The organism is Pseudorhodoplanes sp. (genome assembly GCF_035565855.1).
GTDB lineage: Bacteria > Pseudomonadota > Alphaproteobacteria > Rhizobiales > Xanthobacteraceae > Pseudorhodoplanes.
The window spans coordinates 1-7,609 of record NZ_DATMRX010000118.1; the positions used below are offsets into that span (position 1 = coordinate 1).

Here is a 7,609-nt window from a genome sequence, read left to right on the forward strand (position 1 = left end):
ACCGCCTGACCGGACTCGGCGAACCGGGTTTCGAGGCAGACCGCGTTCCCGCCTTTCCGGTGAAGGTCGAGGCCGGCCGCGTCATGGTCAACGTGAAAGCGGGCACCGCGCGTCATCGCGCGCCGCAAGAGCCGCATCCGCTCGCCCGTCCGATCGTGCGCGCCGAAGGCCCCGTCCGCGTCGCCGGATTGTCCACGACCGCGATGGATCCGAAGGCGCCACGCTATTCGGGGTCTGACGATCTTCTGGCGTCGGCGCTCAAAGCCGCTGCCGAAGAGGGATGCGAGACCCGGCTGATCAGACTCAACGACCTGAAATTTCGCAGCTGCCAGGGCTATTACTCAAAAGCTGCGCGCGCCTGCACATGGCCGTGCTCGATCACACAGATGGATCCGAAGGACGAACTCGATGCCGTGTACGAGGCGCTGGTCCATTGGGCAGATGTGGTGATTATCGCGACGCCGATCCGGTGGGGACAGGCGAGTGCGCTCTATTTCAAGATGGCGGAGCGGCTGAACTGCATCCAGAACCAGGTGACGACGCGCAACCGGGTGATGATCCGCAACAAGGTGGCGTCGTTCATCATCGTCGGCGGACAGGACAATGTGCAGGGTGTCGCCGGCCAGATGCTTGGCTTCTTCGCCGAGCTTGGCTTCCACTTTCCGCAATTTCCCTACATCGCGCATAGCCGCGGCTGGTCGGCCGAGGACATGGAGAACAACGTGCGCGATGTGAAGGATTCAGTGCATTTGCACGAGGGAGCGGCCGAACTCGCCCGCCGCTCCATCGAATTGTCGAGGCGGCTCTTGACGACCATACCGCCGCAAACGCTGGAGCGGGCCGGCCGCAAGGCCCATCCCAATTTCCGGCGCTGAAGCGCATTCGGTTTTCACAGATGCAGCCGCTCTTATGCTGTCGTCCCCGCCTAGGCGGGGACGACAAGGACGTGGCGAAGCGATGCCCTCGTCAGCCGAAACGCTTTAGCCCCAGAGCTGCTTGCTTGCGATCCGCGCGCCTTCGGCGAGGCTTTCGAACTTTGCCCACATCACCTGCGGATGCACCCGTTGCGTCGTCTCGCCCTGCGCGAAGCCGCAATCGGTGCCGGCAATCAGGTTTTCCTTGCCGATGGCGCCGGCAAAATTGACGATGCGTTCGGCGATCAGCTCAGGGTGCTCCACCGTCGTGGTGTGATGGGTGATGATCCCCGGGATCAGGATCTTGCCGGCCGGCAGCTTCTTGGTCTTCCACAGCTTCCATTCGTGCTCGTGGCGGACATTGGCGGCCTCGATCGAATAGGCGCCGGCCTTCACCTTGAGCATCAGGTCGACGATGTCGCTCAGTTGAGCGTCGGCGACATGAGGCACGTGCCAGCTGCCGAAGCAGATGTGATAGCGGATGCGGTCCTCGGGAATCCCCTCGAGCGCCTTGTTCAGAGCTGCGACACGCAGCTCAGCCCAGTCGTAATATCGCTTCGGGCTTTCCTGGGTGAGGTGGTCGAACATGTTGGCGAGCACCGCATCGTCCACCTGCAGCACGAATCCGGCCTTGATGATTTCAAGATATTCCTCGCGCAGCGCGTCCGCGATCGCGAAGACGTAATCTTCCTCGTTCTTGTAATACTCGTTCTCGGCATCGTATCCGACGCTTGCCGGCGCGACCGCGGTGAAGAACACGTCCTCGGGCTTCGACTTTTCGAGCGCGGCTTTCAGCGCGGCGATATTGCCTCGGATTGCATCCTGACCGGTATATTTGATCGGGCCGACACAGGCATGTCCCGGCGAGCCGGCTGCGCCGCGCGGAAACTGCTCCTTCATGAATTCATTGAAGCGGATGCGGTCGCGGCCGAGCCAGACCGCCTCATACATCTTGTTCGGCCGGAATTCGAAGCCGCTCAGGCGCTCCAGGATGTAATTGGCCCAGCCGGACTTGCCGTATTCGCCGTCGTTGACGATGTCGATCCCGGCTTTCACCTGTCGCGCTACGATATCGGTAACTTCGGCTTCGAGTTTCTTCTGGTCGCGGTTCCTGACGGCCTCGATCGCGGTTTTTGATCGGACGAGGCTGCCGACATGCGTGGTCAGGATGCGGTTTTCGCTACGCTTCATGGTTCTGCCTTGAGTTTCTTGGACAAATGTCCGCTTGGGAGAAAAAAGGAGGCGCGGCATGGGCGCCGCGCCTCATGCGTGGGGTTGTTTGTCAGTAGGCCGAGTTGCGCTTCTTCACCGTCGCTTTCAGGTCGTCAAGCACCGCCTTGGGGTCCTGGCCCGTCTTCTTCACGTCGGCTTCCCAATTGGCCACGATAGGCTCGGCGGACTTTTTCCAAGCCGCTAGCTGATCCGGGGTCAGCGGATAGATATCCTGTCCCGGCAGCGCCTTGACCTTGTCCTTGCCGGCCGATTCGAAATCGGCCCATGGCGTCGCAATCTTCAGCGACCAGTCGCTCGAACAATGCTCGTCCATGACCTTCTTCTGGGCGGGGGACAGTTTCGCATAGGTCGCCGGGTTCAGCACCCAGACCTGTTCGGAGACATAGATCGGCACGTCGATGTGGAAGTTGGTCACCTTGTCGATGCCGAACAGTCCCATCGAGCCCCAGGGCGAGCCCGCGCCCTCCGCCACGCCCTTTTCGAGAACGTCGCGGATTTCAGGCGCTGCGGCCTGGACATTGCTCGCACCGAGCGAGCGCATCCAGTTCGCGATCACCGCATTTGGCGGACGGAACTTCATGCCGTTCATGTCGGTCGGCATCTGCACCTTCTTCTTGGTGAAGTGGAAGGTGCCGGGATCATGCGCGAACATCAGGCAATACTTGACGTCCTTCATCTCCTTGTCGGCGTAGCGGCGATACCACTCGTCCATCGCCGCGCTGCCCTGTTTCGAGTTGTTGAAGATGAAGGGCAGTTCGACCGCGGCAACGATCGGGAAACGGCCGGGCTCATAGCCCGGATTGACGTGGGAGATATCGACGATGCCGTCGCGCGCCATGTTGTAATGGTCGAACGCCTTGCCGAGCTGTTGCGACGGATAGATCGTGACCTTGATGGTGCCGTTCGATGCCTTGTTGATCGACTCAGCCCAGGCGACCGCGGCGGCATGCATCGGATGCTGCGGCGGCACCCAGTGCGAAAAGCGCAGCTCCACCGGCTTGTCCTGAGCCGCGACCGGACCGGTCGCGAGACCAAGAGCCGACAACGCCGTCAGACATAACAATGACCTTCTCATTTAGCGTTCCTCCGATGTTATTTTCGTTGACGCAGCACGCAAAACTCATACAGCAAGTCTTGACTCGAAGCTAATCAGCGACGAGCCGGGCACGAGGTCGCGCGTCTTGTGATTGCGCAACGCGATCTCGAGATTGCGCCGCGCGAGCCGGGCATGCTCGCGCATGATGAATTCCGCCCGTTCGCCTTCGCCGTCCTCGATCGCGCGCACCACGCAGCGATGGTGATCCTGCGCCACCGTGAACAGAATGCGCGCTTCGGGCAATTGTGCCTGCACGGTGACAAACGCCGAAGCCGAAGCAAAGGGCAGTGCGATCGCGCGTGCGATCTGTCGCGACAGCACGTTGCTGTCGGCAAGGTCGATGACGATCTGATGAAAGCAGCCGTTCAGGTCGACATAGCGGGAGAAATTGTCCGAGGTGACGCCGTCCTCGAAGATCAGGCGGTCGAGTGCTGCGAGGCACTCCTTCAATCCGGAGAGGTCAGTTCCAGAAGGCCGGCGTTCCGCGGCGAGCCGTGCGGCAAGCCCTTCCAGGGTGCCGCGGATTTCGATCGCCGCGTGAATGTCGCGTTCGCTGAAACCCGACACCGCGAAGCCCCCGGTCGGGATCGGATGCGCCAGCCCCTCCTGTTCGAGCCGCATCATCGCGGTGCGGATCGGCGTGCGCGAGACGCCCAGCCGCTCCACCAGCGCCAGTTCGGACAGCCGCTCGCCGGCCTTCAGTTCGCCGCTGAGGATGAGCTCGCGCAGCTTCATCAGCGCGCTCACATTCTGCGGGGAGGGGGCGTCCATCGCCGATGCCTGGGCCGGGTGGGAGGTTCCTAAGGCGCAGGCTGTATACAATTTTGCGGGATGTCAATCGGGAAAACGCCGCAAAAGACCCGACTTGGCCCGCGTTTTCGCGAAGAATTGTATTCACGGGGGCAGCGCCGGGTCGGCTTTCGGAACGCAAGCATCCGGCCCGGCGCGCCGGCTGCGACGCAAGGGCGGCTCACATCTTGGCTTTGATGTAATCCACCATCTGGGTGACGACCGTCCCCCAGCCGTCATGGAAGCCCATGTCCTCATGCTGCTTGCGGCCCTCAGGGTCGCGATGCAGCGCGGTCGCGACATACCGCGTCGTGCCCTTGCCCTGTTCGAACAATTGCAGGGTCGCGCTGAAGAACGGCTTCTCCGACGGCCGATAGCCCGGCAGCAACGCATCGGTGAACACCAGCAGCTCGTTCGGAATGATATCGAGATAGCAGCCGACGTTCGGAAATTCCTGACCGTCGGGAGAGCGCATGACGGTGCGGAAGATGCCGCCGCGGCGCAGATCGATCTCGCACTCGGTGACCGACCACGGCTTCGGACAGAACCAATGCTTGAGATGCTCCGGCGTGGTCCAGGCCTTCCATACCAGCTCGCGTGGAACGTCGATCACCCGCTCGAGGACAAGGTCGAGTTTCGGATCGGGCTTGATCAATGCACTCATGAACTTTTCTCCTTTAATTCCAGAAGATAGGCGTCGAGCTGGTCGAGACGGCGTTCCCACAGGTTGCGCTGGCGTGCGAGCCAGTCTTCGGCGAGCTTGAGGCGCTTCGGCGACAGCTCGTAGGTCCGCACGCGGCCCCTCTTGTGCGAGCGCACGAGGCCGGACTCTTCGAGCACGCGCAGGTGCTGCAGGAATGACGGCAGCGCCATTTCAAAAGGCGCTGCGAGCTCGCTGACGGAAGCGGGGCTGCGACACAGCCGCTCGAGGACATGCCGACGCGTCGGATCGGACAGCGCGCGGAACACATGGTCCACGGGACGCGCGTCCGAGGTCGCAAGCGATCCGCTCATGAGGGCCCAAATCCCGTTGGCGTGGATAAGCAAATTCCGCTGCTTGGATAGCCGTTCAAAATAGTTAGGTCAACACCTAAGTGTTGCCGAGCTTTTGTCCACATGCGGCGACGACGGCTTGTCCGCGGGAAAGCGAGGCCCGATAAACGGCGGCAGCAGGAGTGACGCGATGACCGTGACGATCTATGGCATCAAGAATTGCGACACCATGAAGAAGGCGAGGACCTGGCTCGACAAGGCTGGCGTCGACTACATCTTCCACGATTACAAGGCGTCGGGCATCGACAAGGCGCATCTCGAGCGCTGGAGCAAGACGGTCGGCTGGGAAGTTCTGCTCAATCGCGCCGGCACGACGTTCCGCAAGCTGCCGGACGCCGACAAGGAAAACCTCACCGCGGCAAAGGCGATCAAGCTGATGCTGGCGCAGCCGTCGATGATCAAGCGGCCGGTGCTAGACACCGGGAAGGCTCTGCTGGTCGGCTTCAAGCCCGAAGACTACAAGGCGGCGTTCGGCAAGACGTGACCGCGGGAGAGACGCGGGCTATCTCGGCGGCGGCTGGTCGTCAGCCCACATTCGTCGCCACAGCCAGGCGACGCCCTGGCGCAGGTCATGCTGCTCGCGAAAGAGCGTCGGGCGCATGGGCGACAGCGCCGGATTCTGCCGCTGTGCCACCACAAAGTTGAAGCTGTAATACGGCTCCTGGCCCATGCGCAGATCGGTGATGACGATGCGCCCGTCGCGCTCGCTCATCTTGAACAGCCCGTGGCTCCACCGCGCGACACGCTGCACCGAAGGTGTGATCTGCAGTGTTTCGTAGAGCGCCTCGCCGCGCGGATAGAGCGAAAACCTTATCCGCCTGTCGCGATCGAACAGCGAATAATAGCCCTCGAGATAGCCGTCGGGCGTTATCGCCACGACGCGCCACAGCACCGTATTGAAGGCGGTCGGCGTCACGAGGAGACGTTCGACCTTACGGTCATCCGCCTCCAACGAGGCTTCGGCGATGGTCGTCACATGGGCCTGCGCGAACACGCTCCACCCGAGATAGAGCGTGCTCACGATCAGCCCGGCGGCATTCACGCGCCAGCCGCGCTCGTTCCGCAGGATCAGCGCCGCCGCAATCCCGATCAGCAGCGGCAGCGTGTAGAACGGGTCAATGATGAAGATGCTGCCGAGCCCGTAGGGGTGATCGGTGAAGGGCCGCAGGATCTGCGTGCCATAGACCGTGAACCAGTCGAGGATCGGGTGGGTGACGAGCGCGAGCCAGACCGCGAGCCACCAGCGCATGAAGCGATCGCGCTCGCGCGCCGCAATCGCTCCGATGAAAGCCACCAAAGGAGAAATGACCGTCAGCCAGAATACGGCGTGGCTGTTGCCGCGATGCAGGGTGACGTTCGCGACCGGATCGCCGTGATTATAGAAGGCGTCGAGATCGGGAAGCGTCGCGGCAAGGCCGCAAATCAGCGCGGCCTTCCACGGCTTGCTGCGCCGGTGCATGACCGCGACACCGATAGCCGCGCCGAGCGCGAATTGCGTAAGCGAATCCATAGATCCCGATCAGAGTGTGGACAGGATATTGGCGGCCGTCAGGCCGACCGCAAGCAGGAGCCTCCGCGAACAAACGGGATCACGGACGGCAAGGCGAAGGTCATTCGTCGGTGCCGAGAAAGGCGCCGCTGCGCGCGAGCAGATCCTGCAATTGCGCCACCGGAATGTCGGCCGGGCTGCGATTGCCCGCAAGTGCGAGATGCGCGGCTGTCCCGGCCGCTTCGCCCATGACGAAGCAGGCGCCCGAGACGCGCGCAGCCGACTGGCCCTCATGGGTCATCGACGCGCAGCGCCCGGCGACGAGAAGGTTTGCTACATCGCGTGGCAGCAGCATCCGATAGGGCAGCTGGTTGTAGTCGCGCGATCCAGGAATGTCGGGCCATTCCCAGATCACGTCGCCTGCCACATGCGCCTCGATCGGCCATCCGTTGACGCCGATGCTGTCCGGGAAGCTCGCGCAAGTCAGTACGTCCTCGCGCGTCAGGCTGTAGGCGCCGCTGATGCGGCGGGTCTCGCGAATGCCGAGCTGCGGCGCGATGTCGATGATGTAGCTCTGCGCGAAGCCTGGCGCGTTCTCCTTCAGGAATTCGTAGAAGGCGCGCACCTGCCTGCGCCCTTCGATTTCGCCGGCGCTGAGCTGGCGCGCATCGGTGCCGTCGAGAGCGAGTCCGTTCGGCGACTTGAGCTGGGTGACGTTCACCCGCCATTCGGTCGAATGCAGCATCGGCCGCACGATCGCGCCCTTGCGCGGGAAGCGCACGCCGCGTTTCTCGGCTTCATCCATCAGTGCGGGGATCGTCTTCCAGGCTTCGCCGGCGGCCTCCGCATCCACGCCGTTCAGCCGGAACATCATGGTCGGATAGAGCATGCCGCCATCGTCGTCGCCGCATTCGAACGGCGCGCCGGCAAAGGCCGCGAGGTCGCCGTCGCCCGAGCAATCGATGAAAAGGCCGGCGCGAACCGCCTGGCGGCCCGACTTGGTTTCGATCAGGAGCGCCTCGATGCGCGCGCCAT

General features: G+C 62.8%; 9 protein-coding genes. 2 read left to right on the top strand and 7 right to left on the bottom strand.

The window, feature by feature from the left end; genetic code table 11:
* The coding region (locus tag VN004_RS06700; RefSeq protein ID WP_325608240.1) for a flavodoxin family protein at positions 1-875 on the top strand (875 nt) is incomplete at its 5' end.
* Between the two features lie 105 nt (positions 876-980).
* On the opposite strand, the gene VN004_RS06705 is transcribed toward VN004_RS06700, so the two are convergent.
* The 5 genes from VN004_RS06705 to VN004_RS06725 form a co-directional block, all read right to left on the bottom strand.
* Positions 981-2,105: a cobalamin-independent methionine synthase II family protein gene (locus VN004_RS06705; protein WP_325608242.1), complete on the bottom strand. Its 1,125-nt coding sequence runs from the start codon at positions 2,103-2,105 to the stop codon at positions 981-983.
* A gap of 91 nt (positions 2,106-2,196) precedes the next feature.
* Complete coding sequence (locus VN004_RS06710; protein WP_325608244.1) at positions 2,197-3,222, bottom strand: TRAP transporter substrate-binding protein; 1,026 nt, start codon at positions 3,220-3,222, stop codon at positions 2,197-2,199.
* A gap of 45 nt (positions 3,223-3,267) precedes the next feature.
* Positions 3,268-4,014, bottom strand: a complete 747-nt coding sequence (locus VN004_RS06715; RefSeq protein WP_325608246.1) for a GntR family transcriptional regulator — start codon at positions 4,012-4,014, stop codon at positions 3,268-3,270.
* Between the two features lie 199 nt (positions 4,015-4,213).
* Positions 4,214-4,696 (bottom strand): SRPBCC family protein, encoded by a 483-nt coding sequence (locus VN004_RS06720; RefSeq protein WP_325608247.1) that lies wholly within the window; start codon positions 4,694-4,696, stop codon positions 4,214-4,216.
* Positions 4,693-5,046, bottom strand: a complete 354-nt coding sequence (locus VN004_RS06725) for a metalloregulator ArsR/SmtB family transcription factor (RefSeq protein ID WP_325608249.1) — start codon at positions 5,044-5,046, stop codon at positions 4,693-4,695. Before VN004_RS06725 ends, VN004_RS06720 begins: the two co-directional genes overlap by 4 nt.
* A 169-nt stretch (positions 5,047-5,215) precedes the next feature.
* On the opposite strand from VN004_RS06725, the gene VN004_RS06730 reads away from it, so the two are divergent.
* Positions 5,216-5,569, top strand: a complete 354-nt coding sequence (locus VN004_RS06730) for an ArsC family reductase (protein ID WP_325608251.1) — start codon at positions 5,216-5,218, stop codon at positions 5,567-5,569.
* Between the two features lie 18 nt (positions 5,570-5,587).
* Here the strand turns inward: VN004_RS06730 and VN004_RS06735 are convergent, their stop codons facing one another.
* Complete coding sequence (locus tag VN004_RS06735; protein WP_325608253.1) at positions 5,588-6,595, bottom strand: metal-dependent hydrolase; 1,008 nt, start codon at positions 6,593-6,595, stop codon at positions 5,588-5,590.
* A 100-nt stretch (positions 6,596-6,695) separates the two neighbouring features.
* Positions 6,696-7,609 (bottom strand): FAD-dependent oxidoreductase (locus tag VN004_RS06740; RefSeq protein WP_325608255.1); only part of this gene is annotated, 914 nt, incomplete at its 5' end.

What these genes read in the sequence shown, in the direction of transcription:
- VN004_RS06705 (WP_325608242.1), bottom strand. Translation starts at nt 2,105, where the DNA reads ATGAAGCGTAGCGAAAACCGCATCCTGACCACGCATGTCGGCAGCCTC.
- VN004_RS06710 (WP_325608244.1), bottom strand. Translation starts at nt 3,222, where the DNA reads ATGAGAAGGTCATTGTTATGTCTGACGGCGTTGTCGGCTCTTGGTCTC.
- VN004_RS06715 (WP_325608246.1), bottom strand. Translation starts at nt 4,014, where the DNA reads ATGGACGCCCCCTCCCCGCAGAATGTGAGCGCGCTGATGAAGCTGCGC.
- VN004_RS06720 (WP_325608247.1), bottom strand. Translation starts at nt 4,696, where the DNA reads ATGAGTGCATTGATCAAGCCCGATCCGAAACTCGACCTTGTCCTCGAG.
- VN004_RS06725 (WP_325608249.1), bottom strand. Translation starts at nt 5,046, where the DNA reads ATGAGCGGATCGCTTGCGACCTCGGACGCGCGTCCCGTGGACCATGTG.
- VN004_RS06730 (WP_325608251.1), top strand. Translation starts at nt 5,216, where the DNA reads ATGACCGTGACGATCTATGGCATCAAGAATTGCGACACCATGAAGAAG.
- VN004_RS06735 (WP_325608253.1), bottom strand. Translation starts at nt 6,595, where the DNA reads ATGGATTCGCTTACGCAATTCGCGCTCGGCGCGGCTATCGGTGTCGCG.